Annotated in this window: 22 protein-coding genes and 1 tRNA gene; 9 read left to right on the top strand and 14 right to left on the bottom strand. The window is 66.8% G+C overall.

Annotation, left to right across the window (positions count from 1 at the left end):
• Positions 1–37 precede the first annotated feature (37 nt).
• The 4 genes from O6X71_RS07305 to O6X71_RS07290 all read left to right on the top strand — a co-directional run bounded on the left by O6X71_RS07305 (position 38) and on the right by O6X71_RS07290 (position 1,870).
• Complete coding sequence (locus tag O6X71_RS07305; protein WP_353465236.1) at positions 38–604, top strand: Maf family protein; 567 nt, start codon at positions 38–40, stop codon at positions 602–604.
• Positions 597–1,559: a ribonuclease gene (locus tag O6X71_RS07300; RefSeq protein ID WP_353465234.1), complete on the top strand. Its 963-nt coding sequence runs from the start codon at positions 597–599 to the stop codon at positions 1,557–1,559. The genes O6X71_RS07305 and O6X71_RS07300 overlap by 8 nt, the downstream gene beginning before the upstream one ends.
• Positions 1,556–1,741: a DNA gyrase inhibitor YacG gene (locus tag O6X71_RS07295; protein ID WP_353465233.1), complete on the top strand. Its 186-nt coding sequence runs from the start codon at positions 1,556–1,558 to the stop codon at positions 1,739–1,741. The genes O6X71_RS07300 and O6X71_RS07295 overlap by 4 nt, the downstream gene beginning before the upstream one ends.
• Before the next feature lie 53 nt (positions 1,742–1,794).
• Positions 1,795–1,870, top strand: a tRNA-Phe gene (locus O6X71_RS07290).
• A 274-nt stretch (positions 1,871–2,144) separates the two neighbouring features.
• Here the strand turns inward: O6X71_RS07290 and O6X71_RS07285 are convergent.
• From O6X71_RS07285 to O6X71_RS07265, 5 genes are all read right to left on the bottom strand, one after another.
• Positions 2,145–3,212, bottom strand: a complete 1,068-nt coding sequence (locus tag O6X71_RS07285) for a 5-(carboxyamino)imidazole ribonucleotide synthase (protein ID WP_353465232.1) — start codon at positions 3,210–3,212, stop codon at positions 2,145–2,147.
• A 24-nt stretch (positions 3,213–3,236) separates the two neighbouring features.
• Positions 3,237–3,713 (bottom strand): 5-(carboxyamino)imidazole ribonucleotide mutase, encoded by a 477-nt coding sequence (gene purE, locus O6X71_RS07280; protein WP_353465231.1) that lies wholly within the window; start codon positions 3,711–3,713, stop codon positions 3,237–3,239.
• A gap of 215 nt (positions 3,714–3,928) precedes the next feature.
• On the bottom strand, positions 3,929–4,615 hold the full coding sequence (gpmA, locus tag O6X71_RS07275; RefSeq protein ID WP_353465230.1) for a 2,3-diphosphoglycerate-dependent phosphoglycerate mutase: 687 nt from the start codon (positions 4,613–4,615) through the stop codon (positions 3,929–3,931).
• A gap of 123 nt (positions 4,616–4,738) precedes the next feature.
• On the bottom strand, positions 4,739–5,857 hold the full coding sequence (locus O6X71_RS07270) for a M14 family metallopeptidase (protein ID WP_353465863.1): 1,119 nt from the start codon (positions 5,855–5,857) through the stop codon (positions 4,739–4,741).
• Between the two features lie 11 nt (positions 5,858–5,868).
• Entirely contained in the window at positions 5,869–6,495 is a 627-nt protein-coding gene (locus tag O6X71_RS07265) for a DUF4136 domain-containing protein (protein WP_056063889.1), read from the bottom strand.
• Between the two features lie 157 nt (positions 6,496–6,652).
• Here O6X71_RS07265 and ykgO point away from each other — a divergent pair, with 157 nt between their 5' ends.
• Both ykgO and O6X71_RS07255 read left to right on the top strand, forming a co-directional pair.
• Positions 6,653–6,778: a type B 50S ribosomal protein L36 gene (ykgO, locus tag O6X71_RS07260; RefSeq protein ID WP_003046794.1), complete on the top strand. Its 126-nt coding sequence runs from the start codon at positions 6,653–6,655 to the stop codon at positions 6,776–6,778.
• 4 nt (positions 6,779–6,782) lie between these two features.
• Positions 6,783–7,409, top strand: a complete 627-nt coding sequence (locus tag O6X71_RS07255) for an HAD family hydrolase (protein WP_353465862.1) — start codon at positions 6,783–6,785, stop codon at positions 7,407–7,409.
• Between the two features lie 83 nt (positions 7,410–7,492).
• On the opposite strand, the gene O6X71_RS07250 is transcribed toward O6X71_RS07255, so the two are convergent.
• The gene (locus tag O6X71_RS07250; protein ID WP_353465228.1) at positions 7,493–8,107 is read right to left on the bottom strand and encodes a L,D-transpeptidase family protein; all 615 of its coding nucleotides are present in this window, start codon (positions 8,105–8,107) and stop codon (positions 7,493–7,495) included.
• A gap of 200 nt (positions 8,108–8,307) precedes the next feature.
• On the opposite strand from O6X71_RS07250, the gene O6X71_RS07245 reads away from it, so the two are divergent.
• The gene (locus tag O6X71_RS07245; RefSeq protein WP_107963506.1) at positions 8,308–9,012 is read left to right on the top strand and encodes a murein L,D-transpeptidase catalytic domain family protein; all 705 of its coding nucleotides are present in this window, start codon (positions 8,308–8,310) and stop codon (positions 9,010–9,012) included.
• Between the two features lie 19 nt (positions 9,013–9,031).
• On the opposite strand, the gene O6X71_RS07240 is transcribed toward O6X71_RS07245, so the two are convergent.
• From O6X71_RS07240 to O6X71_RS07215, 6 genes are all read right to left on the bottom strand, one after another.
• Positions 9,032–10,120 carry a glycosyltransferase family 2 protein gene (locus tag O6X71_RS07240; protein ID WP_435368456.1) on the bottom strand — a complete coding sequence of 363 codons (1,089 nt, stop codon included), beginning with the start codon at positions 10,118–10,120 and terminating at the stop codon, positions 9,032–9,034.
• Between the two features lie 29 nt (positions 10,121–10,149).
• Positions 10,150–12,660 (bottom strand): DegT/DnrJ/EryC1/StrS family aminotransferase, encoded by a 2,511-nt coding sequence (locus tag O6X71_RS07235; RefSeq protein WP_353465226.1) that lies wholly within the window; start codon positions 12,658–12,660, stop codon positions 10,150–10,152.
• A gap of 138 nt (positions 12,661–12,798) precedes the next feature.
• The gene (locus O6X71_RS07230; protein ID WP_353465225.1) at positions 12,799–14,712 is read right to left on the bottom strand and encodes a CocE/NonD family hydrolase; all 1,914 of its coding nucleotides are present in this window, start codon (positions 14,710–14,712) and stop codon (positions 12,799–12,801) included.
• Between the two features lie 89 nt (positions 14,713–14,801).
• Complete coding sequence (locus O6X71_RS07225) at positions 14,802–15,101, bottom strand: hypothetical protein (RefSeq protein ID WP_056063904.1); 300 nt, start codon at positions 15,099–15,101, stop codon at positions 14,802–14,804.
• Between the two features lie 47 nt (positions 15,102–15,148).
• Positions 15,149–17,980, bottom strand: coding sequence for a M16 family metallopeptidase (locus O6X71_RS07220; RefSeq protein WP_353465224.1), 2,832 nt, complete (start codon positions 17,978–17,980; stop codon positions 15,149–15,151).
• A 118-nt stretch (positions 17,981–18,098) separates the two neighbouring features.
• A complete protein-coding gene (locus O6X71_RS07215) occupies positions 18,099–19,274 on the bottom strand; it encodes a DUF1624 domain-containing protein (RefSeq protein WP_353465223.1) in 1,176 nt (391 codons plus the stop codon).
• A gap of 123 nt (positions 19,275–19,397) precedes the next feature.
• Here O6X71_RS07215 and O6X71_RS07210 point away from each other — a divergent pair, with 123 nt between their 5' ends.
• On the top strand, positions 19,398–21,497 hold the full coding sequence (locus O6X71_RS07210; RefSeq protein ID WP_353465222.1) for a TonB-dependent siderophore receptor: 2,100 nt from the start codon (positions 19,398–19,400) through the stop codon (positions 21,495–21,497).
• A gap of 22 nt (positions 21,498–21,519) precedes the next feature.
• Here O6X71_RS07210 and O6X71_RS07205 read toward each other — a convergent pair whose 3' ends face one another.
• Complete coding sequence (locus O6X71_RS07205) at positions 21,520–24,132, bottom strand: TonB-dependent receptor (RefSeq protein WP_353465220.1); 2,613 nt, start codon at positions 24,130–24,132, stop codon at positions 21,520–21,522.
• 125 nt (positions 24,133–24,257) lie between these two features.
• Positions 24,258–25,592, bottom strand: coding sequence for a sugar porter family MFS transporter (locus O6X71_RS07200; protein ID WP_353465219.1), 1,335 nt, complete (start codon positions 25,590–25,592; stop codon positions 24,258–24,260).
• Here O6X71_RS07200 and O6X71_RS07195 point away from each other — a divergent pair.
• Positions 25,576–25,707 carry a hypothetical protein gene (locus O6X71_RS07195; RefSeq protein WP_353465218.1) on the top strand — a complete coding sequence of 44 codons (132 nt, stop codon included), beginning with the start codon at positions 25,576–25,578 and terminating at the stop codon, positions 25,705–25,707. The genes O6X71_RS07200 and O6X71_RS07195 overlap by 17 nt on opposite strands.
• Positions 25,708–25,739 lie beyond the last annotated feature (32 nt).

The following is a 25,739-nucleotide window of genomic DNA, read 5'->3' as shown; positions in this document are numbered from 1 at the left end:
CGTTCGTACGGTGCGTAGCCCAAGCATCGAGGCACCAATGCTGGTCCTGGCCTCCTCATCGCCCCGCCGCCGCGACCTGCTCGCGCGGCTCGGCGTCGTGCCGTCGCGCGTGGAATCCCCCGACATAGACGAGAAACCGCGCAAGGCTGAACCGCCCCGCGCTTATGCACTGCGCCTCGCGGTCGATAAGGCGAGTGCCGTTGCTCGCGCGGAGGGCGAGATTGTACTCGCTGGCGACACCACAATCGCGCTTGGCAGCCGCATCCTGCCGCCCGCCGATACGCTCGAAATCCAGCGCGACCTGCTCGGCAAGCTGTCGGGTAGACGCCACCATTGCCTGTCCGCGGTCTGCGTGATCGACGCGACCGGCAAGGTCCGGACGCGGATCGCCGGCACGATCGTCGCGTTCAAGCCGCTCTCCCCCGCCGAAATCGACGATTATCTCGCGTGCGGCGAAGGCCTCGGCAAGGCGGGCGGCTACGCGATCCAGGGCCGCGCCGAGGCGTTCGTGCGCTTCCTGTCGGGCAGTCATTCGGGTGTGGTCGGCCTGCCGCTATTCGAGACGCGGGCGCTGTTGAAGACGGCGGGCGTCGCGCTTGCCTGAAACCGGCCTCACGTGGCTTTATGAGGCTGGCATCGGCGAAGCGCGCGCCGCGCTGGTAGACGATGACGAGATTGTCGAAGCCGCGATCGAGCTCGACGACGGAAACGCCCTGAAGGTCGGCCTCATCGCCCGCGCGCGGCTCGTTGAGCTATCACCCGGTCGTCGTGGCCGCGTGACGCTCGACGGCGGCGAGGCGTTGATCAACCACCTCCCCCCCGGCATCACGCAGGGCGCCAGCCTCACCGTCGAGATCGTCCGCGAAGCCCTCCCCGAAGCGGGCCGTGCGAAGCTCGCCAAGGCCGTCCCCAGCGACCTGCCGCCCTGCCCCGCCCCAACACTGTACGAGCGCCTCGTGGCGACCGGCCTGCCCGTCCGCAGTCCGCGCGCCCACGAACCCGACGCGCTGGAGGCGGCGGGCTGGTCCGAACTGCTCGACGAAGCCGTGAGCGGCGAGATCGTGTTCCCGCTCGGCGCGCTCCGCCTCTCACCGACGCCGGCGATGACGCTGTTCGACGTTGACGGCGCACCACCGCTCGACGCGCTCGCAGTCGCCGCCGCGCATGCCGTGGCGCGGGCGATACGCCGACATGGCATCGGGGGTTCGATCGGGATCGATTTCCCGACGATCGCCGGCAAGGCGCAGCGCAACGCCGTCGCGGTCGCGATCGACGAGTCCCTGCCGCAACCGTTCGAGCGCACCGCGATGAACGGCTTCGGCTTTCTCCAGATCGTTCGGCCAAGGCCCCGCGCGTCGATCCCCGAGATTCTCCTCGCCGATCCGGTCGGTGCCGCGACCCGAGCAACGCTCCGCACGCTCGAACGCACGCCGCCGACCGCCTCGCGCCGCCACACCCTGCCCGCAGCCGTCCATGCACGTTTGATGACGCGCCCCGACTGGCTCACGGAACTCGCGCGCCGTACGGGCGTCGTCCACGAACTGGAGAGCGCCCGATGACCGCTACCGCCCCGACCATCAAATGCCCGATCTGCGACCAGCCTGCGGTCGCCGACTTCAAGCCGTTCTGCTCGAGCCGTCACCGCGACCGCGACCTGCTGCAGTGGCTCGGCGAAGGCTATCGCATTCCCGGCCGATCAATTGCGCAAACGGGGCTGGACAGCGCCGAAGACCCCGACTAAATGCGCCCTTCCGATCGCAAGGTCGGACGCTTCTCCGGTCCCAGACCGGACGTGCCCGGATAGCTCAGTTGGTAGAGCATGCGACTGAAAATCGCAGTGTCGGCGGTTCGACCCCGTCTCCGGGCACCACTTTCTTATTATACCGATCGCGCTGACTGTGCTCAGATCAGCCTAGTCGGAGCGGCGCGCTTAACTCGCTGCCGACGGTCAAAGTTTCCCCACTCCCGTTCGTGCTGAGTAGAGACCCAGTAGCTCCGTAAGGAGCATATCGAGGGCTCGTATCGAAGCATGGGTTCCGCGCGCCAACCTGTCCTTCGATGCGCCGTCTCGATACGTCGCCTGCGGCGACTACTCGACGGCTACTCGGGACGAACAATGCGGTCAAGATGACGTCAAGTTCGGTTCAACGGACGATCCGCGTGACGTGGCCCATTTTGCGCCCCGGTCGCGCGGTGCCCTTGCCGTACAGATGCAGGTGCGCGCCTGATTCGGCTAGCAACTCCGCCCAGCGATCCGCGTCGTCGCCGATCAGGTTTTCCATCGTCGCTTCACGGCCGGTCAGCGTTGTCGCGCCCAACGGCAGACCGCAGATCGCGCGGATGTGGTTTTCGAATTGCGAGCATTCGGCGCCTTCGATCGTCCAGTGGCCGGAATTGTGCACGCGGGGGGCCATCTCGTTGAAGACCGGGCCGTCGGCGCCGACGAAGAACTCGCAGGCCAGCACGCCGACATAGTCGAGTTCAGCCGCGATCCGCTGGGCCAGCGCGGCGGCTTCGTCGGCCTGCGCCAGCACGACGGCAGGTGCGGGGACGGTCGAGTGGCGGAGGATCGCGTCGCGATGGACGTTGAGTGGTGGATCGTAGCGCGCGATGCTGCCGTCTAGACCGCGGGCGATCAGGATCGAAAATTCGTGCTCGAACGGGACGAACGCTTCTAGCACTGCGGGCCCGCCGATCGTGTCCCAGGCGGCCTGCGCGCCATCGGGCGTGTCGATCTTGACCTGGCCCTTGCCGTCATAGCCGAAACGGGCGGTCTTGAGGATGGCGGGGGTGCCGATCGCTTTCAGGCCCGCCTGCAGGCTTTCGAGGCTGTCGACCGCGGCCCAGGGTGCAGGGCGGCCGCCGACGCTTTCCACGAAGCGTTTTTCGCCGATCCGCTCCTGGGCGACGCGGAGCGCGCGCGGGCTTGGGTGGACAGGGACGCGGTCTGCGAGCCATTCCACGGGCTCGACCGCGATGTTCTCGAACTCGTAGGTGATGACGTCGCAGGCGTCGGCGAAGTCGGCGAGCACGATGCGGTTGTGGTAATCCGCGCGCGTCATCGTCGAGGCGGACTGGGCGGCGACGCTCTCCTGGTCGGGCGCGAGGACGTGCGTGTGATAGCCGAGCTGGGCCGCGGCGGTCGCGAGCATGCGGCCGAGCTGACCTCCGCCGAGGATGCCGATGGTCGATCCGGGGGGAAGCGGCGTCATGTCTTGGCGTCCTTGAGGCGGGCTTCAGGCGGGGTCGGTGGCGACGGCGTCGGTCTGTGCGGCCCGCCAGGTTTTCAGGCGCTCCGCGAGTACGTCGTCCGAGGTCGCGAGGATCGCGGCGGCGAGCAGGCCTGCGTTGATCGCGCCGGGTTTGCCTATGGCCAGCGTGCCGACCGGGATGCCGCCGGGCATCTGAACGATCGATAACAGGCTATCCATGCCCTTCAGAGCCTTCGATTCGACGGGGACGCCGAGTACCGGAAGGTGCGTCATCGAGGCGGCCATGCCGGGGAGGTGCGCCGCGCCGCCGGCACCGGCGATCACAACCTTGAGGCCGCGGTCGGCGGCGGTCGTCGCATAGTCGTAGAGGCGTTGCGGGGTGCGGTGCGCGGAGACGACCTTGGTCTCGTAGGCGACGTCGAGCGCGTCGAGCGTCTCGGCGGCGTGGCGCATCGTCTCCCAATCGGAGGTGCTGCCCATGATGATGCCGACTAGAGCCATTTCCGTCCCCGGATCAAAGGAGCGCCGTGCCTAGCGACGTGGGGGGGCTAGGGCAACGTTGTTGGTGGGCAGTAGGCGCTACGTAAAACCGCACCTCCCCGGCGGAGGCCGGGGTCCAATTGGGAAACGGAGCTAACCGGTGGCGGCGCTCCGTTACTGCCACCTTTCCAATTGGGCCCCGGCCTTCGCCGGGGTGGTGCTACTTGAGGACGTCGTCAGCGCTCGCTGAGGTAGTAGCGGTCCGTCGCGGTCAGGTCGGCGTCGAGTTCGTAGACGATCGGCTGGCCGGTCGGGATCTCCAGGCTGGTGATCTCGTCGTCGGGGATGTTGGAGAGGTGCTTGACCAGCGCGCGGAGCGAGTTGCCGTGGGCGGAGATCAGGATGCGCTGGCCGTCCTTGAGCGCAGGCGCGATCCGCTCGTCCCAATAGGGGAGGACGCGGGCGATGGTGTCCTTGAGGCTCTCGGTCCTGGGGATCGCGATGCCGTCGTAGCGCCGGTCCTTGGACAGGTCGAACTCGCTGCCGTCGTCGAGTACGGGCGGCGGGACGTCGAAGCTGCGGCGCCAGATATGGACCTGCGCTTCGCCGTGCTTGGCGGCGGTCTCGGCCTTGTCGAGGCCGGTTAGGCCGCCGTAATGCCGCTCGTTGAGGCGCCAGTCCTTCTCGACCGGGAGCCAGAGCCGGCCCATCGCCTCCAGCGCGATGTTGAGCGTCTTGATCGCGCGGGTCTGGAGGCTGACGAAGGTCTGGTCGAAGTCGAGGCCCTTGGCGGCCATCAGCTCGCCGGCGGCCTTGGCCTCGGCCTCACCCTTGGCGGTCATGTCGACGTCCCACCAGCCGGTGAAGCGGTTCTCGAGGTTCCAGGTGGACTGGCCGTGGCGGATCAGGACTAGGGTCGGCATTCGGGCTCCTGCGATGGCGAAACTGAACGGAAGCGTTCAAAGGTTAGGATAAAGTTGGGCCAACGCACGGTCCGCAGCGCTTGAACCCAAGCCTCCAGACCATGCCAAGCCGTTGTTATCAGGTCAGATTTCGTCGATCATGCCGGCGAGCGTCTCGAGCATCGCATGCGCGAGCTGTTTCGAGCGCTCGGGCGACCAGCCGAACTCGGGGTCGGCGTTGGCGTCGTGATCCTTGAACGGCATCTCCAGCGTCATCGACACCGCGCCGAAGCGCTCGGCGAGCTGGTTGGTCGACATCGACAGGTTCGCCGAGCCCGGTGCGGACTTGGGATAGCCCTTCTCGGTCTGGAAATCCGGCGTGTGCGCCGCGAGCCGCCGGCCGTATTCGTAGAATTTCTCACCGTGCGCATCGGTCCAGGAGGGGATGCCTTCGAACCCGGCGATGAAGTTCGCGGGGATCGCCTCGTCGCCGTGGATGTCCATCGCGACGTCGACGCCGGTCAGGTCCATCGCGTTGCGCACGCACAGGACCTCGGGGCTCTTCTCCGGCGTGGGCGTGTGCCATTCGCGGTTGAGGTTCACGCCGACCGCATTGGTGCGCAGGTGACCCCGGCGCGTGCCGTCCGGGTTCATGTTGGGAACGACGTTGAAGGTCGCCTTCGCCAGCAGGTCCGCCGTAATCGGATCGGCCGAATCGGTCAGCCGCTCCAGCGCGCCTTCCATCCACCATTCGGTCATCGATTCGCCGGGGTGCTGGCGACCGTAGATCCAGACCTGCTTCGGGCCCGACCCGATCGTGAAGCAGTCGATCGCCTGCCCGTCGAGCGACTGGCCGAGTTCGCGGTGCGCAACGCCCGGCAGCAACGCGGTCCGCGCCACCAGAGCCTCGTGCATTTCCATCGTGTAGGGCGCGAAATAGGCGAACCAGGCGAGATCGGTATCGGCGGTGAACTCGAATTCGAGCACGCCATTGTCATAGCGCGTATCGATCATCCGCCACGCCTGACGATCGGTGCTGGCACGCGTCTTGTAGCCCGGCCAGCCGAACGGATAGGCCGACTTGCCCGCATTGAGGATGCGATAGGTCAGCGTGCGGCCGGCTGCGCCCGCCACGCGGAAGTAGAACCACTGGAAGAAATCGGACTGCAAATCGGTGACGATCTCCAGGTCGATTCGGTCTCCCTCGACGGCGACAACACGAATGTTGCCGCCATCGAAGGCTGCGTTGACGGTCGGGCTCATGGTTTGCGCGTTCATTTCACCTGAATAGTGCGACCGGACTCGCCGGGGAACCCCATGAACAATGCGCGCGCGAGCTTGTCGGCCTGGATATCAGTCCGGGCATCCTCCTTGCGAGCGTCGGCGAACGACTGGGCGCGGCCTTCCCAGACGGGCGACTGATCGGCGGTGCGCTTGATCGTCACCGACAGCTCGGAGACGAGGATCGCGGTGCTCCCGCCGCCGCCGATCGGGAAGCCGACCCCGCCGCCGAGCCCGACGCCACCACCGCCACCACGACGACCACCGCCACCGCTGAAGCCTCCGCCACCGATGCCGATGCTGATCGGCGACTGCTTGGGCGGCCCTGCCTGCGTGGTGCGGGTGAAGCCTACGGTGGCGACCAGCAATGGCTTGGCGCCGGGTGCGGGGACGCTGTAGCCGGCTTGGAGCAACTGACCCTGCACGGCAGCTGCATAGGTCTTGAACTCGATGCTAGCCGGGCCGCCGGCGGTCAGCGGCTGGACGGCGATGGTGCCGCGGTCGATCGGCTCGCCGAGATGATAGCGCAGCACTTCGGTCGGCGGCAGCGACGGGCCGGTCGCGCACGCGGTGAGGGATGCGCTTGCCAGCGCCAGGACCAGGATCGAACGAACCGCCATCGGTACTTCCTTAGAATGTTGCGCTATAGTAACGCTCCGACCAGCCGAGTGGGTTCCCGGATGGCATGAGCGTGTCCGTTGCTTGACTTGGACACACCCCGCCATTAGGCGATCCCGTCTTTCCGCACACCTAGAATTGAAAAGAAGCGAATCGATCATGAAGATCCGCAATTCCCTGAAGTCGCTCAAGGATCGTCACCGCGATAACCGCGTGATCCGTCGTCGTGGCCGTACCTACGTCATCAACAAGACCAACCGTCGCTTCAAGGCACGCCAGGGCTAACGCCCTGATTACCGCCGTCATTTTCGACGTCGGTCGTGTCCTGTACGACTGGGATCCGCGGATCCTGTACGAGCGCCTGATCGACGACGATCGGGCGCTCGACGCGTTCCTGCGCGACGTCGTGACGATCGACTGGCACTTCCAGCACGACGCTGGCCGCGACTTCGCCGACACCTCGGCGGAGCTGGCCGCGTTGCATCCGCAGCATGCCGACCTGATCGCTGCCTGGGGGCCGCGATTCAACGAGAGCATCGGTGCGCGAATCGCGGGAATGCAGGAGATCGTCGAGGAACTGGACGCGGCGGGCGTACCGCTGTTCGCGATCACGAACTTCAGCCATGAGTTCTGGCCACCCTTCCGCACGCGTGAAGCACAGCTGTTCGACCGGTTCCGCGACGTGGTCGTGTCGGGCGAGGAGAAGATGGTGAAGCCGGATGCGGCGATCTATCGGCTGGCGCTGGAGCGATTCGGGTTGGCGGCGGAGGAGGCTGTGTTCGTCGACGATAACGCGGCGAATGTGGCGGGCGCGCAGGCGTTGGGGATCGAATCGGTGCTGTTTACCGATGCGGCGGATTTTCGTGCGCGGTTGGTCGAGCTTGGACTTCCGATCGCCCAGCACCCGTCATCCTGACGAAAGTCAGGATCCAGAGCCACTAGCGCCAGGGTCCGTTACTCTGGATCCTGACTTTCGTCAGGATGACGGGGTGGCGTTGCTCACTGCTCCAGCGAGATCGACTGGCGCAGGTTCGCCACCGCCGTCTCCTGATCCGCGACCGGCGCCTCCGGCATCACGCCACCCTCGAAATCGTCCGTCACCGTCACGGTCGTCCCCAGCGTCGTCACCCCGAACAACTGCTTGGCAAAGCCGAGCGGGACGCGGATGCAGCCGTGCGAGGCGGGGAAGCCCGGGTTGCGGCCCGCGTGAATCGCGATGCCGTCCCAGGTCAGCCGCTGCATGAACGGCATCGACGCATCGTCATATAGGCTCGACTTGTGGACCGCGTTCTTCTGCAGGATCGGATAGGTGCCGACCGGCGTATCCTTGCCACCCTTGCCACTGGAGATCGTCGTCGCCGCGATCATTACCGACCCGCGATAGACGAACGCGCGCTGCTCCATCAGGCTGACGACGACGCTGACGGGTTCGCTGGAGCCATTGTCCTTCCAGACGAACTGGTTCGGCGAGAGTTCGGTCGCGGCCTGTTCGATCGGCATCGCGGCGATGGCGGCAGCCGATGCGGCCTGCGCGGGATTTGCACCCGCGAGGATCGCAAAGGTCAGCCCCATTGCCATGAAAGACCGCGCCGTCCCGTTCGCCATCTTGCCCATCGTCGCGTCCTCGAATCCCGATATTTTCGCCCAACGCGCGATTCTCGAAAACGTGCCGTCGGAGGATTGAGTCGACGAACCGACCCCAAGCCGGGGTAGTTCGAGGGAACGGACCCACAACCAGTGGAAATGGTTGCAGAATATTCACGGAAAATCGGCTATAGGATGTTCCAAGAAACGGGGCAATTTCGGGAAAATCGATGCACGACGAGCAAGGTCTTGTGCGCGAACGACGCGCGCTTCTGAAGAATGGTTTGGTATTGGCGGGGGCTCTGGCGGTGCCGGGGGCAGTGTCGGCGACGACGCGTCTCGGACGTCCGCTGACCGCACGTGATTTGAAGCCGATGACGCAGCCGCCGCTGCCGCGCACGACGGTCGCACTGACGTCGCCCAAGGTGGTTCGTCCCGACCTGCTGCGCCAGGCGATGGCGTCGCTCAGCCGTCACGGCAGCCGCATCCAGCATCACGACCGGATCGCGATCGCCGATTTCGCGGCGCCGTCGGGCAAGCCGCGGTTCCACTTCATCGACCTCGCCAGCGGGCGCAGCACGTCGCTGCTGGTCGCGCACGGCAGCGGCTCGGATCCGGCGCATACCGGCTATCTCGAGCGCTTCTCGAACCGCTTCGGCTCGAACGCCTCGTCCGAGGGCGCGTTCGTCACCGACGATTATTATGTCGGCAAGCATGGCCGCTCGCAGCGGCTGATCGGGCTCGATCCGACCAACGACAACGCGCTCGATCGTGCGATCGTCGTGCATTCGGCATGGTACGCGAACAAGGACATGATCGAGAGCCACGGGATGCTCGGTCGCAGCCAGGGCTGCTTCGCGGTCGGCGAGCGCGATCTCGACCAGGTGTTCGCGCGGCTTGGTGCCGGCCGGATGATCTACGCCGCGAAGGTCTGAAATACCGGCCCGGACCGCGCTACTCCGCGGTCTGGGCCATGCGGCTCTGCTGCATCCTCCGGCGGGCGCGACGTACGCCGCCGATGAGCCCCGACCACAACAGCGCTTCGACGCCGGCATAGCCGAGCCCGAGATGATCGGGGCGCACCGCCAGCACGTCTTGCAGGCTGACCGTTCCGGCACGCAGCCCTGCGCGGCCGATATCGCCCCAGCGTCGCGCGGTCTCCCAGCGGATCAGGCGGATGTCGTGTGCCGAGCAGTCGTGCGTCGCCAGGAAGTCCGCCTGGATGACGCTCAGCGCACTGCCGAGCGTGGCCAGTGCGGCGCGATCGGGAACTGGGCGCTTGGCCATGTTGTGCAGCATGATCAGGCGCGCAATCCGCTCCGCGCGATCGTCGAACAGCCGGGCATAGCGTTCGGTCAGGACGCGGACCGATGCCGCCTCCATCGTATCGACGAACCGCTTCGAGACGCCGCCGGGGTGGACGCGGTACAGCACCAGCGCTTCGTCCAGCCGCGCGATCGCGCCGAAATGCTGGATCCGCTGATACAGGTCGAAATCCTCGGCATACAGGAGCTCCGGCCGGGTCACCGGGTCGAGCTGTCGTGCCACCTCGGTCCGCATCATCGTCGACGACCAGACGAGCGGGTTCTCGATACAGGTGAGCCATGCGACCAGCGCGGGCGTGGTGGTCGGCGCATAGCTGGACGGGCCGACCACGCCGGCGGTCAGGAGTTCGGCGGCGGTGCCCAGCAAGACGGTGTTTGGATGCGCGTCGAGATACGCCACTTGCCGCTCGAAGCGATCGGGGCGGCAGATATCGTCATGGTCGAGCGCGGCGATGTAGCGGCCGCGTGCTTCTGCGAAGCCGCGGTTGCGGGCGAGCACCGGGCCGCCGTTCTTCGCCATCTGGACCAGTCGCACGCGGGGATCGCGCCAGGCGCGCACCACCTCGCGCGTGTCGTCGGTCGAGCAGTCGTCGACGACGATCACCTCGAAATCGGTGAAGGTCTGTGCCTCCAGGCTGGCGAGCGTCTCCTCGATCAGCCCGGCGCCATTATACGCGGCCATGACCACGCTAACGACGGGGCTAACGGCGGGGCTCACGGCGGGATCAGCCGTTCGATCGTCCGACGTCACGCTGCTGCCAGTGCCTTCGATGCCATCACCTGATCGATTATCATCAACCCCACGTCGTTCTGCCAGAGCCATAAGCCATTGGCTTGCCCGGAGAAACTGGATTCGCCACCGAGAGCACCCCAGGGCACGAAGCCGGCGGCCAGGCCGAGCCCGTACAGGCCTGGGATCGGCGTGCCCTGATCGTCGACGATCCGGCAGTGGCGGTCGACCATCGGCTTTCCGTCATGCGCCGCCAGCGGCATCTGCGCGCCATCGCGGTCGGCGATCGGCATCGCGATCGGGCGATAGCCGAGCGCCGCGATGACGAGATCGGCGTCCGCGATCGTCGTCCGTGCGACCGTATCGTCGTCGCCCGTGATCCGGTGCGGTGCCACGCGGGGATCGGGCGTGCGACCGTCGATGGCGAGCATCCGCAACACGAGGTCGCGCGCTTCGAGGCGGAAGCCCGCGAGGCGGTAGACGAAGCCGGACACCGCGCAGATGTCGTCGGGGCCGAAATCGGTGAACCCCTCGCCATGTGCGGCCTCGACCGAATGATAGAAGGGACGCAGCGGCTTGCGGTGCAGGAGCGTGATGGCCCCTGCCCCCAACGGCAGCGGGGGCTGGCTCTTCAGCAGCAGCGCGATCGTGGTCAGTGCGCTGGTCGAACCGCCGACCACCGCGATCTTCGGCGCGCGCTTGCCGGTCAGGATATCGGCGACCTTCTCGAACCCGCCAGTCGTCAGCACGTCGTCGGACTGGAGCAGGCGTCCGCTTGCCAGCTCGATCAAGCCGGCCCCCGCGACCCGCTGCGTGGCGAGCCGGTCGAGCGGCTGGTGACCGCCGGTCGCGACGACGATGTTGCGCGCGAGTTGCTCGAAGACATGGCCGTCGGCGAGGCGCCGGACCTGCACACTCCACAGGCCTTCGCCGACGCGTTTTGCGCCCAGCGCCTCGTGCCCGGTCAGCACGACGCCGCCATTGGCGCGGACGATATCGGTCAGGCGGTCGCCGGTCGCGCGCAACAGCGGCCCGACCTCGGTCAGCGGCACGCCGAGCGCGCCCTCGTGCGCCGCGACCGCACGTCCGGCGGGATGATCGACCAGCCGCGCGAGTTCGGGGTGCACATTGTCTCGGACCGCGGTCAGGAACGTCTGTGCGGTCGAATCCGACGTGATCGCATAACGCCCGAGCCGCCCGCCACCGATCGCATTGCCGCGCTCGATCACCATCAGCCCCGACCCGGCGAGATCGGGGAGCAGGCCGCGCTTGGTCGCCGAGGTGAGCATCGCCGTCCCCGCGGGGCCGCCGCCGATCACGATGACTGAGGCGATCTTGCCGCCCGCCCCTCGCACCGACGCACGCCGGTCGCGCGGCCGGACGATCGCGGCGCAGGCGTTCGCGAGCGCCTCGGCAGCGCGCCGCGCGTCTTCGACCGACATCGCATCGGTGATCGGTAGCGACAGCATCCGCCCGGCGATCCTGTCGGCGACCGGGGTGGGCTCGATCATCGCGGTCGCCTGGAACCAGGGCTGTTCGCCGAGGTGCGGGCTGAAATAGCGGCCGCAACCGACGCCGTCCGCCTCGATCGCCTCGACGATCGCATCGCGATGGTGCGCGATGTGCTCGGGGAGCAGCACCGGCATGAACTGCATCGAGCGACGCCGGCCCGACACTGCCTGGAACTGGAAATCGGGGAGCGTGGCGCGGTAGGTTTCCTCCAGCACGGCGCGGTGGTCGGCGATTCTGTCGATCTCGGCCAGCTTGGTCTGCGCCATGATCGCGGTGATCTCGGGCAGCTTGGCGTTGATGCCGGGCAGCGTCGCGTTGCGGCTGCCTTCGAACCCGAAATTGCCCATCGAGCGGAGCGTGGCGATCAGGTCGACGTCGCCGCTGTGGATCAAGCCGCCCTCGCCGACTGCGAACGTCTTCGTCGCGTGCATCGAATGGACCACCGCGAACGGCGCGCGTGCGCCGAAGCCGAGCCCTGCGTCGTCTAGCGTGCCGAGCGAGGAGGCCGCGTCGATCACGATTCCGACGCCGTAGCGCCGCTGGAAATGGACGTAGCGGTCGAGGTCGATCGCGTTGCCGAACGTCGCATAGGGCACGACCACGCCGATCCGCTCGCCGTGGCGTTGCAGCAGCCGCTCTTCCTCGAGCGCGCATGCACCCCAGTCGTTTGCGTCGATGTCGCAGACCAGCGGCGTCAGCCCCGCCCATGCCGCCGCTTGCGCGGTCGCGGCGAAGGTGAGTGCAGGCATCAGCGCGAGCGTGCCCTGCTTGGGGTTCAGACCACCGGTTCGCATCCCCGATGCATGGCGGATCGCGAGCATCAGCCCGAGCGTGGCATTGCCGACGGCGAGGCTGGCGCCGTGGCCGCCGAAGAGCTTATCGGTGACGCCGGCCTCGAACGCGCGAACCTCGGGGCCGTTGTTGCTGAACACGCCCGACGCCTCGACGCGGCGCAATGCATCTAGGTGCTCGCTCAGCCGCGGCGGGTTCGGCGCGATCAGGGGGAGGCGTTTCATCGGCGATCCGGTCTGTTGTGCCGCAGACCTATGATCCACGGCCTCCTAAGAACCAGTTACGCTGCCACATTCCGACCGATGCAGGGCGATGTTTTCCTTACATCATCCCGGAACGTATCCGGGATGATGTAAGACTAATCAACGTATTAGCGGAAGGCTGATGTAGCTTTCGTCGGGTCCGGCGACCGTCACCTTCTGCGTCGCCTTCACGTAATCCTTCGGTTGCGCAAAGAAGATGTTCGGGACGAAGGTCTGCGGATTGCGATCGTAGAGCGGGAACCAGCTCGACTGAACCTGCACCATGATCTTGTGCCCGGGCAGGAAGACGTGATTGGTGGTCGGCAGCGCGAACTTGTATTTCAGCGGCACGTTGGCGGCGATCGGCTTGGCCACGGCGAGGTCCTCGCGGTAGCGGCCGCGGAAGATGTCCATCGCCACCGACAGTTGATAGCCCGCCATCGCCTTGTCGCCGGGATAGACGTCCGGATACACGTCGATCAGCTTCACCACCCAGTCGCTGTCGGTGCCGCTGGTCGAGGCGGTCAGGTTCACCTCCGGAACACCCGCGATCGTGGTCGGCGTGGTGAGCGCATCGGTGGTGAAGGTCAGCACGTCGGGGCGGCCGGAGACGGCGCGCTGGTCGTCGACCAGCCACTGTTTCCAGGTCGATCCGCTTGCATAGGTCGGCAGCGTCGGGCGCACGCGGTAGCTGACCGGCGTGGCCGGATCGGAGATATAGTCCGCGGTCGTCGCCGCGCCGCCAGCCGCCTGGAACCCGAGCGTGCCACCGGGCTTGAGGTAGAGTGGCGTGCCCGCGGTCGGCGCGGTCGGCCACTTGTCGAGCCTCTGCCATTCGTTGCGGCCCGACTGGAACATCGTCACCGGGGCGACGTCCATCGCCGGCTGGTCGCTCTTGAGATAGTGCGCGAGGAACGGCGCGAGGACGTGCCAGCGCCACCATTTCGCGGTGTCGGCGTCCCATTTGATCGCGCCGAGTGCGCTGCCGTTGCCGACCTCCTGCCCGTGATACCAGGGGCCCATTGACAGGTAGACCATGCCGTTGGCGGTGTCCTTGGGCTCCAGCGCGCGATAGACCGCGGGCGCACCGTAGATGTCCTCCTGATCCCACAGGCCGCCGACGATCAGCGTCGGCACCTTGAGTGGCTGGCCGGCGAGCACGGTGTCCATCGCCTGGCTCGACCAGAACGAATCGTAGGCGGGATGCTGCGTGATCTTGCGCCAGAAGCCGAGCTGTTCGAGGCCCTGCGCCTTGCCGATCGCGCCTGCCGAGCCGCCCTTGAGATAATAGTCATAGTCGTCGGCGGTGTCGGTGATCCACGGCGTGCCGGCATCCTTGGTCGCCTCCTGGCCGAGGACGTAGGGCATCATACCCTCGCGGAACGCGCCATTGTGGAACCAGTCGTCGCCGCGCCAGCCATCGACCATCGGGTTCATCGGCACCGAGACCTTCAACGCCGGGTGCGGATTGATCAGCGCCATCAGCGGCAGGAAGCCGTCATAGCTGATCCCGCTGATCCCGACGCGGCCGTTCGATTCGGGGACGTGCTTCACCAGCCAGTCGATCGTGTCGTAGGTATCGGTCGAATCGTCGGTCTTGGTCGGGTTCTGCGCGGTCCCGGCGCGCGCGGGGTTCATCATGTAGATGCCCTCCGAAGCGTGCATGCCGCGGACGTCCTGGATCACGCGGATATAGCCCGCCGCGGCAATCACGTCGCCCGCGCCGTCGCCGTGTTCGAGGATGCCGGCATAGGTGCCGCTGTCGACCTTGGTCTGGCCGTCGGCATCATAGGGCGTGCGCGTCATCAGGATGCCCGCGTCCTTCGCGCCCTTCGGCACGATGATGACGGTGTGGAGCTTGACCCCGTCGCGCATTGGGATCTCGACGACCTTGCGCACATAGTCGTAGCCGACGTCGCGCGGCGCCATCTTAGCGGGGCGTTCGTCGTAATTCTGTGCGGTCGCGGGGGTGGTGGTCGCGGTAGCCAGCGCGGCGAGCGCGCAGGCGGCAAACAGATGGGTCGTCGATTTCATTTTCTTCTTCCTTCCCTCCCGGACTGAAAAAGAAAAAGGCCCGCCTTTCCGTGTGGAAAGACGAGCCCCTCTCATAGCAATTCAGGCGATCAGGCCGTCCGCGTGCCGGTCAGCGGGAAGCTGCCGAAGGCGCCGGCCGCGACGCTGCCCTTGAGAACGTCGTCCTCGACAGTCGCCTTGCAGTCGAGCGTCATCGGCATCGGCACGGTCATGCTCTGCTTCCAGGTGATCGTGTCGCCATCGACGTCACCGGTGACGTCCATGCCGCCCATCGCGCCCGACACCGCACCGGTGAAGGTGTTGCCGGCGCTGTTGACGGTCAACGTCATCTTCTGGTCGCCCAGCGGCGACTTGACCACGCAATCCCAGCTGCCATCGACGTTTGCCATTGCTCTCTCTCCTGAATCACCGCCCGGCAACGCCCGGGCTCTTGAACCTAATTGGCGCCGGCTACCGACGCCGCGGGAATGACCTCGACCGGGAGGCCGATGCTGTCAAGCTGCGGGCGCACCGTCTTCGCATCGCCGACCACCACCCAGATCGTCTTCTTCGGGTCGAGCGCCTGCTGGATCGCGGTGTTGAGTTGCGGCAGGTTAAGCCCCTGGTATCGCTGCGTGATCGTCGCGTAGTAATTGTCGGGCCGCTTGAGCAGATCGTTCTGCTGCATCGCGCCCAGCACCGCGTCCGACGTCTCAAAATTACCCGAAAGCGAGCGGATCGCGCCGTTGATCGCCCGGTCGAACTCCGCCTGCGTCATCGGCTCCTTGCCGAGGAACGCGCCGACATCGTTGCGCAGCGCCGTGATCGACGGACCGGTCTGGTCCGCTTGCACGGGGGCCGACAGTATGTACGGCGCGGCGTTTTCCGACTGCTGGAAGCGACCCGAGACGCCGTAGGACCAGTGCTTGCTCTCGCGCAGGTCCATGTTGACGCGGCCGAGGAAGCTGCCGCCGAGCGCATCGTTCGCGGTCGCGATCGGCAACAGGTCCTGCGTGCCCTTCAATCCGGTCGGCACGCCCGCGATAATCAGCGACTGCGGGCTGTCGGGCCGGTCGATCAGCACGATCTTCGGCGCGGACGGCGTCACGGTCGCCGGGAACGCCTTCACGCCCGCCGCCCCGGTCGGCCGCCACGTCCCGAAGCGCGCATCGAGCGCCGCCTTCACCTCGGCGAGCGGACGATCGCTGACGACGAAGATCTTCGCCTTGTCCGGCCGCAGCCATGCCTGCTGGAACGCGACCAGATCGGCACGGGTCAGCGCAGCCACCGCCTTCGGATCACCACTGCCCTGTGCCTTGGCATAGGGCGAGTTCGGCCCGAGCAGCGGCGGCAGGACACGCGTCGCCAGACCCTGTGGGCTGGTCAGTTCCTGCGCGATCTGTGCGAGTTGCTGGTTCTTGACGCGCGCGACTTCGGCATCGGCGAACGCGGGGTTCTGCGCGATGTCGGCGAACAGGTCGACAGCAGGTGCGAGATTGGCACTCGGCACCTGCAACGACAGGAAGGTCCGGTCGTTCGACGCGCCCGTACCGATCTCCGCGCCGAGACGCTCCTTCGCTTCGGCCAGCGCGACCGAATCGCGCGTCGGCGTGCCCTCGTCCATCATCGACAACGTCAGCTGCTGCGTACCGAGCTTGCCGGGGACGTCGGCCGCGACGCCCGCGTCGAAGCTGAGCACCGCCTGCGTGACGGGAACAGCCGTGCGCTGTGCGTAGACCAGCTCGATACCGTTCGCGAGACGGGTACGCTGGACCGCCGGGAAGCTGAGGCCGGCAACCGTGCCGACGCCGGGCAGCGGCCCGCGCGTGCCCTTGAACGGCACGTCTGCGGCGGGTGGCACGTCGACCTTGGGCGGGACGACCGCGTTGGCATAGGCATCGCGCGGTCCGGGCACGACGGTCAGCGAATAGGCCGGGCGCGACAGCCACTTGGCTGCGGCGGCCTTCACACTCGCGGGCGTTTCGGCTGCAAGCTGCAGGAGCTGTTTCTTGTAGAAGCCCGGATCGTTCGAATAGAGCGCGCCCTCGGCCAGCGTCACCGCCTTGCCGCCGAACCCGCCGACGGACTCGAGCCCCTCCATCGTGCTGGCCGCGGTCGTCGTCGCGACGCGGCTGACTTCGTCGGCGGTCGGCCCGTTCTTGATGAAGTCCGCCATGATCTCGTCGATGCGCTTCGACACGAGCGCGGGGTCGACGCCCTGCCGGACGATCGCGCGGATGCCGAACATGCCGAGCTGGCTGAAGCTGCGATTATAGGCGGAGATGCTGACGACGAGCTTCTCCTTCTTGACCAGCGCGGTGTCGAACCGGCTACTCGCGAGGCCACCGAGTACGCCCGCCGCAACATCGAGTGCGGTGCCGTCCTTGTCGTTCAGGCCGGGCACGACCCAGTTGCGGCTGACCATGACGGCGGCGACGCGGTCCTTGATCGTCTCGCTGACCGGAGCAGGCAGGGTCGGGATCGGCGCGGGCGGGACGATGCTCTCGGGGCCCTTCGGGATGCCGCCGAAATACTTCTCCGCGAGCCGCTTGGCGGTCGCCGTATCGACGTCGCCGGCGAGCACCAGGACGGCGTTGTTCGGCCCATAATGATCCTTGAACCAGTCCTTCACGGTCTGCAGCGACGCCGCATCGAGATCCGCCATCGAGCCGATCGTGGTGTGGCCGTAGGGGTGATCCGCGGGGAACAGCCCCTCGGTGATCTTGTACTGGGTCAGGCCGTAGGGCTGGTTGTCACCCTGGCGCTTCTCGTTCTGGACGACGCCGCGCTGCTCGTCGAGCACGCCCTGCGTGATCGCGCCGGTGAGATAGCCCATGCGGTCGGATTCGAGGAACAGCGCGCGATCGAGCGCCGCGGTCGGCACGGTCTCGAAATAATTGGTGCGATCGAAATAGGTGGTGCCGTTGAAGTCGGTCGCGCCGACCTGCTTCAGCGGTTCGAAGAAGTCGCCGGGTGCGTTCTCGGAGCCGTTGAACATCAGATGCTCGAACAGATGCGCGAAGCCGGTCTTGCCCTTGGGTTCGAACTTCGAGCCGACATTATACCAGACCGACACCGCCACGACGGGCGCCTTGCGATCGGTGTGCACGACGACGCGGAGGCCGTTCTTCAGCGTAAACTGCTGGTAGGGAATATCGACCGACTTGACGAGGTCCGCGACCGGTGCAGGCTTTGCCGCGGGGGTCGCTGCGCGCTGGCCCTGACCGAATGCGGGCGAGACGAGAGCAATTGCGGCGACGCCGGCAAGCGCGGTCATTTTCAAAGCCATATGCGAACATTACCCCGTGTTTCAGAATGATATCGTCGCAGCATAGCCACGCTTTGTCGCCGGGCAACAGATAGATATATCGAATTTCGAGGCGGTTCTCGACCGTACATCGTACGCCTTACAGGTACCGCCACCACCAGCCGGTATGGGTCCGTTTGAACCGTCCGAACCACCGGCACGCGAACCAGCACGGCACGGCGGCGGCGGCGGCAACGAGCCAGATCGAGGCGACGTTCGGAACGCTGACCAGCCCCTCGGTCGCACCGCCCGTCACCGCACCGATCAGGCTGTTCACGCCGTGGAGCAGATAGAGGTGCAGGATATAGAAGAACAACGGCGCCGATCCGAACACCACCAGCACGCCGTTCAACCGCGCCAATGTGCGCTCGAACGCCGCCATAAGCAGCATGCCGATGCCGAGCGTGAGCAGGATGAAGTCCGCGGACGGCGGATATTTGGTGAGGTTGAGAACGCTCATGACCGTTGCGAGCGGCGTCGTACCGACCTGCCACGGCAGCGGTTCGCCGTAGCCGTTGAGCGCGCGCAGCACCGCGAACAGCGCGAGCGCCGCAGCGCCGGTCAACACCAGGCGGCGGCGACGAACGTCTTGGTCGACTTGCCGCGCGAACCACGGCCCGATCGACCAGCCGAGCGCGATGACGCCGATCCAGGGCAGCAACGGATAGGACGTCCGCGCCCGCGCGCCCAACGGCAGGTCGATGAACCCGCGGTCGTGCAGCATGCTCCAGGCGACGTAGCCCGGCTGGTCGGGTGTGAACGTGATCGGATCGAGCAGATTGTGGCCCAGCACGATCGCCAGCCCGAGGACGAGCACGGCGATGCGCGGAAGATGGACCAGCGCCGCCAGTGCGATCATCGCCAGCCCGATCACCCAGATCACCTGGAGATAAACGATCGCGGGGGTGGGATCGAACGACCAGGCGAAATTAACGACCGTCACTTCGAGCGCGACGAGGAACAGTCCGCGCTTCAACAGGAACGACGACGCCGCTGTCCTGCCGCCGCCAGCATCTCCGCCGCGCGAGTCCGCGTACAACGATGCCGCGAGCCCGGTCAGCAACACGAAGACGGGCGCGCACAGATGCGCCGTGAGCCGCGTGAAGAACAGGGACGGCGGCGTCGCGGGCAACGCCATCGGGTCGCTCACCTGCATGTGGTAATAGAAGAGTTCGCGGGTGTGATCGACGAGCATCAGCAGCATGACGAACCCGCGCAGCGCATCGACCGAGACGATCCGCGACCGCTTGGACTGCGCGCCCGTCGGAGCTTGCACATGGGTATCAGATGCTGAGGCGCGCGTTCCGGCGACGTTGGGCATGGGACTGAAAACGGTTGACAAGATCGAAGCACCTCCGCCAATCGCGATGTTACATCATCACAGAGAAGGCAACATTTTTTGTCGACGCGTCCACGATCGATCGCCTTCGCGAGCACGTTTTTTCTACTCACCTGCCCCGTTCCTGCCGAGGCGCAGGACAAGACCGACCGCGAGCCGGAGCGCGAGGAACGACGGGTTGAGGGCGAGGCCGAGACGATCGTCGTTCTCGGCACGCGCAGCACGCGGGCGGATCGCACCCTGTCGTCGGACCTCGCCACCGAACGCATGTCGCAATCCAGCCGCTCGCTCGAGCGCGACCTGCTCACCGCCGCGGGGACGTACCGGCTCGGCGACGCGCTCGAACTCGTCAGCGGCGTCAGCAACCAGAACAACCGCGGCGGCTTTCTCGACAATTTCGCGATCCGCGGGTTTCTCGGCACGCCCGACGGCGGCGCCGAATATTATGTCGACGGGTTCCTCGCCAATCGTGGCCTCGCACCGCCGCGCGATCCGGCGACGACCGAGCGGATCGAGGTGTTGAAGGGCCCGGCCGGCGCGCTGTTCGGCGACATCGATCCGGGCGGCCGCGTCAACATCGTCAGCAAGACGCCGCGCTTCACGCCCAGCGCAACCGCGACGTTCACCTATGGCTCGTTCGACACGCGCCGCGTCGAGATCGATGCGACCGGCCCGCTGTCCGACACGATCGCCGCGCGGATCGTCGTTGCCACCGAGGACAGCGATGGCTGGCGCGATTTCGTCCCGTTGCGCCGCCGCGTCGTCGCCCCCTCGCTGACCTGGGCGCCACGCGATGGCCTTCGGCTGACCTATGTCGGCGAGATCACGCGATTCGACGCGCCGTTCGATCGCGGCATCCCGGCGATCGGCGGCGACGCCAACGCGCTTCCCCGGTCGCGCTTCTACGGGGAGCCCGGCGACGGCACGACGCGGTTTCGCAACCAGCGTCACCAACTGACCGGCGAGGTGCGGCTCGACGACCGTCTCTCGCTCAATGGCGGCGTGGCCTGGCGGACGGGATCGCTCCGCGGGTTCTCGTCGGACCAGTCGCGGCTCGTCGGTGGCCAGACGCTCTGGCGTCAGCGGCGCGCGCGCGACTATACCGTCGACGACCTGTCCGCGCGGCTGGAACTAACCGGACGGTTCGGCGCGCACCGTGCCAGCGTCGGCGTGAAGGGCTATACGCTCGACTATCACGAGGGACTGTTGCGGCGGAACCCGACCGCGGCCAACCCGTATGCGATCGACGTGTTCGCGCCGGTTTACGGCGGGCAGGCGCTGCCGCTGGCGCCGTTCACGGACAATGACGAGACGCGGCGGTCCGCCACGCTGTATGCGCAGGACATGTGGGACGTGACCGATCGGTTCACGCTGACCGGCGGCGTCCGCTTCGATGCGTATCGCCAGCAGATCCGCAACAACCGGACCGGCGTGGTCGGGCGCACGGTCGACGAGCCGGTGAACTTCCGGCTGGGTGGCCGATACGCGCTGAACGACGTCTTCGCGGTCGATGCGAACTGGGGCGAGAGCTTCCTGCTCAACTCGGGTACGGGGCGCGACAATCAGGGATTCTCACCCGAACGCGGCAAGGGATACGAGATCGGCGGCACGGCCGCATTGCCGGGCGTGGACATTGCGGTAACGTATTTCGACATCGCCAAGCGCGACATCCTGACCAACGACCCGGTCGACCCGAACTTCCTCGCGCCGGTCGGCAAGCTGTCGAGCAAGGGGATCGAGTTCGACGCGTCGGTTCGCCTCGCGAAACGCTGGCAGGTCGTCGCCAACTATGCCTGGACGCGCGCGCGGACCGACGACAGCATCTTCGCGACCGACCGCGTGCTGAACGTGCCCGAACATGCCGCGACGCTGTTCGCGATCGGACGCTTCCTCGACGACGAGGGGCGTGGGCCCTCGATCAGCGCTGGCGCCAGCTACATAGGCAAGCGGGCGGGCGCGATCGACACAAGCGGGCTCGTCCTGCCCGACTATGTGAAGGCTAAGGCGGCGGTCGAATACGCGGTCTCGCGGCGCCTGTCGGTGCGCGCCGAGGCCGACAATCTGTTCGACGCCCGGTTCGCGCAGAGTTCGTACAGCCCGGTGTGGATCTTCCCGGGGGCGCCGCGGACGGTGCGGCTGTCGGTTCGCTTGAGCCAGTGATCCGCGGCGACCTCGGTCCCCGTTAGAAGAACAGTTTGCGGATGCTGAGGCGGACGGTGCGGCCGAGCGGGTCGAGATAGTCGGGCTGGTAGGTGTTGGGAACAACGCCCGTCGCGTCGGTGACGCGCTGGCGGGTGTTGAAGACGTTGTCGACCGACAGGCTGACGCGCATGCCGCGCAGCCATGGATGCGCCTTCACCCATTCGAGGCGCTGGCCGAGATCGGCGAACAGGCGGGCGTTGGCGGTGGCGAGGCCGCCGAAGTTGAGCGTCTCGGGCGCGGCGATCGTGCCGCCGTTGACGCGCGTGCCGGTCGCGTAGTTGGCGGATATGCGCGCGCCGAGGCCGTTGTTGGTGTACCCCGCCTGCGCCTCCAGTTCGTGACGCGCCTGCCCGCCGCTGTTGCCGATCGCGTCGCCGTTCAGCAGGTTCAGGCTAGGCCCGCCGTCTGCGACGAGGACGCGGTCGGTGAAGTGCCAGGTGTGGTAAACCGCGAACTGGATGCGGCCACCGGCTTGCCCGCCACGCCCGCCGAAGCCACGCCCGCCGCCTCCGCCGCCGGGACCACCAGCGCCGGGACCACCAGCGCCGGGACCACCGGCACGCGCACCGTCGCCGCGCGCACCCTCACCGCGCGGTCCATCGCCGCCTGCGCCACCGGGACGACGGCCGCCGGGGGGTTGCAGGCCTTCGAACGGGTTGGGACCGGTGCCGGCACGATACGCCTCGAGTTCACGCTGGATCTTCGACTTGAGCGGTGCGGAGAAGTTGATCCCCCAGCGCAGTTCGGAGCGATCGCTGCGCGCGAAATTGATCGGCCGCCGATCGACCTGCAATAGGTTGCCACCCGCGTCGCGCTGGAAGCGATCGGGGAACGCCGCCTCGATCGCCGCGGTCGCTGCCGGGAAGGCTGCGATCGGGTTGTCGACCCGGCTCTCGACATAATTGGCGGTGATCGAGAGGTCCTTGGCGGACCAGGGCTTCAGCGTTAGCCCGACTTTCTTGACGTGATTGTTGTCCGCGACCAGCCCGGGATTGCCGCCGCTGATCGTCGTGACGGTCGCGGTCTCGCCGCGCACGTAATCGAACACGCGGACGTTGGGCGTGGTGATCGACGGGTTGCCAAGCTGCTGTGCGGTGGGCGCCTCGTCGGTGTCGGTTACGGATGCGATCACGCGCACGCCCTCGATCGGCGACCAGTTCGCGCCGTAGCCAAGTGTTTGCAGCGTGCCGAAGTCCGACAGACGGTCCTCGGCGAGGTTGAAGTTCGCCGACAGCGTGCCGAGGAACGGCAGCACGTCCTGCGACCGGCTCGTCAGCGGCACGTCGACATTGACCTGGCCATTGACCGTGTCGCGCGACACCCGCCCCTGCGTATCGACCCCCAGGAGATTGACGGTGCGGTACGAGCGGCTTTTGAAATCGGCGGTTTCGGCACCGAGCTTGATCGTCGTCGAGACCGAGCCTGCGGGCAGCGAGAAGAGGTTACCGTTCGCCACCGCGTCGACTTCGCCGGTGCTCTGCGTCGCATAGGCGCGGTTGCCGGGCAGTGCGCCGAAGTCGCTCGCGCTCAGGCGGCCGAACGGGTTGGCGGTCGGATCGCCAGCGCGGATGCGGGCAGCGAAAGCGCTCGCGTCGACGCCGGTCTCGGTGAAGGTCTGCGTGTCGCTGCGATCGTAATTGCCCGTCACGTTCCACCGCCACGTGCCGATATCGCCGTTGAGCGTGGTGCCGAGATGCGCGGCGATCGACGAGGTCCGCTGGGTCAACGGCAGGACGCCGTCGTCTTCGATCGCGCGATTGACGGACGTGGTGCTGCCGAACGGTGTCAGCGCGACGACGGGCAGGCCGCTGAGGCTGCGGCTGTCGGTCGATTCGAGGCGGCCGTTGATCGTCGCGCCGATATTGCCGAAGATGTTGCGCGCATAGACGCTGTTCGCGGTGAAGCTGCTGGTCGCGGACTGGAGCGTGCGGAACGGCCGCTGGTCGACGACATTGCCATCCGCGCCGAGCCCGCTGTTCGCGGTGCGCTGAGGCTGGAGGATGTCGCGCTGCGATTCGGTGAGCGGCTCGCTCGACGTGTATTCGACGTGCAGGTTGAGCCGGCGATCGCGCGCGATGTTGAGCATGTCTAGCGAGCCCTTGGGGGTGTTGCCGCCGCCCTCGGTCGCCTGCGTGTCGGCGGCCTCGGCAGTCACCGCGCGGAAGCGGCGGCGCAGGACGAAGTTCACGACTTTCTGGTCGGCGCGATAGCCGTATTTGAGCGCGACCTCCTCGGGCAGGATCTCGACGCGCTGGATCGCCTCGGTCGGGATGTCGCGAATCTCGCTGAAGCTGGAGATGCGGCGGCCGTTGAGCAGCACGACCGGCGCGCCGCCGCTGCCGCGACCGCTGGTGGTCTGCGGACTGAGTTCGTTGAGCAGGTCGGAGACCGTGCTGACGCCGTAGGAGCGGATCTCGGCCTGGCCCAGCGTCTGGTCGGGCGGGATATCGCCGATCACCGCGCCGGGCAGTTTGCGCGAACCCGTGACGACGATCTCCTCGGATTCTGCGCTCTCGTCCTGCTCGGGCGCTTGCGCGGCGGGCGCGGCGGCGGGACGCGACGGTGCCTGCTGCGCGGCCACCATTGCAGGCATGCTCACTGCCAGAACCAGACCCAAACTGCGCATACCCGTTCCACCCCGATGATCGATCATGCCGATTAGGCGGCAATTGTCGCAGGATTGTGCCGGTTCGGCGGCGCTTTCGTCACATGCGCGGGTTATCGCGACATATGCGCTTCCATCTCCTCCAGCGGCACGCCCTTGGTCTCGGGGAAGTAGAGGAACACGGTGACGAACTGGACGGCCATCATCGCCGCGAAGAACAGGAACGGCGCGCCTGCCGACCATGCTGCAGCGATGGGGAAGACCTGCGCGATCACCGCGTTCCAACCCCAGTGGCTCGACGAGCCGATGCTCGATCCGCGCGCGCGGACGTTCTGCGGGAAGACCTCCGAGATATAGACCCAGATCACCGCGCCCGAACCCGGCGCGAAGAACATGATGAAGACGATCAGCGAAGGCAGCAATAACCAGCTTGGCAGCACGCCGAGCAGCGCCAGCCCGCCGACGGTCAGCGCCGCAGTCATGCCAGCCGAGCCCCAGAGCAACAGAGTCCGACGGCCGATCCGGTCGATCAGCAGCATGCCGAGCAGCGTGAAAACCATGTTGGCGACCCCGATCATCACCGCCTGGAGATCGGGCGAGAGGCTGCCGCCCGACGCCTTGAAGATGTCGTTCAGGTAATAGAGGAACGCGTTGATGCCGCTGAACTGGTTGAACATCGCGACCAGGAAGGCGAGCGTGATCGGCTTGCGGTGGCGCGTCCAGGACAGCGACGCATCGCCCTTCGGCGCATCGAGGTCCGCGCGCGCGACGTCGGGGCTCATGCCGACCAGCGCCAGCACCTGCTTCGCCTCGACGTCGCGGCCCTTGGCGAGCAGCCAGCGTGGCGAGTTAGGGATGCGGAACAGCAGACCGAAGAACACCAGCGACGGTGCTGCGACGATCCCGAGCTTCCACCGCCACTCGACATCGCCGAGATCGAGCGACCCGATGACCGCGTTCGAGACATAGGCGAGCAGGATGCCGAGGATCACCGCGAACTGGAACCCGCCGACCATCTTGCCGCGCTGCGCCGGCGGCGCGAGTTCCGCAATATAGGCGGGCGCGAGTACCGACGAGCCGCCGATCGCGATGCCGTTGATGAAGCGGAAGCCGATGAAGCTGTGCCAGTTCCACGCCAGTGCACAGCCAAGCGCGGTGACGACGTACAGGAAGGCGAGCATTCGCAGCACGTTGCGGCTGCCGTAGCGATCACCGAGCGTGCCGATAAACAACGCACCGATCAACGTACCCCAGAGCGCGGACGACACGGTGAAGCCGAGCCACGCCTCGCTGAGCGCGAACTTGGCCTTGAGTGCGCCGGTGACGCCGGCGATCACCGCGGTGTCGAAGCCGAACAGGAGGCCGGCCAGCGCGGCGGTGGCGACGCTCGCGATCAGGACGGTGCCAGGCTGGGCCGAGGGGCGAGATGCGGTGGGCACGATCGTCATGTCCGGCACGTTTCAACAGTTTGACGGCCGCCGCAAGCGCCGCAAGGCCGCCGACACCCTCACGATGAGCCGGTTCGACGAAAACACCCATTTCAGGTCTTTGAAAGCGCGTTAACAAATCACCCCTAGCCCGTGCACATTGACAGG

The organism is Sphingomonas faeni, from assembly GCF_040407505.1.
Lineage (GTDB): Bacteria > Pseudomonadota > Alphaproteobacteria > Sphingomonadales > Sphingomonadaceae > Sphingomonas > Sphingomonas faeni_E.
Note: the sequence above shows the minus strand (reverse complement) of the source record. Positions and strands in the feature narration are given on the sequence as shown.